The organism is Pedobacter sp. UBA4863 (genome assembly GCF_002399615.1).
Lineage (GTDB): Bacteria > Bacteroidota > Bacteroidia > Sphingobacteriales > Sphingobacteriaceae > Pedobacter.
Window position 1 is genome coordinate 2,501 of the sequence record NZ_DHDZ01000043.1, and the last position, 261, is coordinate 2,761.

A 261-nucleotide genomic window follows, 5' to 3' on the forward strand; every position below is an offset into this window, starting at 1 on the left:
TGCCGAAATCCCCAATAATTTTCGCACCTCATAGCTTTTCAGCCATTCCTTTGGTTCTTGTCCTGGTTTTCTAGGGTGCGCTGTATTTCTTCTAATTTCTTGCAAAAGTTCCTTTTTAAAGTTCTCCAAATCTTCCCGTGTAATAAGCTCAACTTTCATGTGTTCTCTTTTTTATTATTAAAATCCAGTTTTCATCACAAAGGCAAAAGACAAGTACTTAATACTAAATCATGCCATAATGAATCCAAATGAACAAAACTT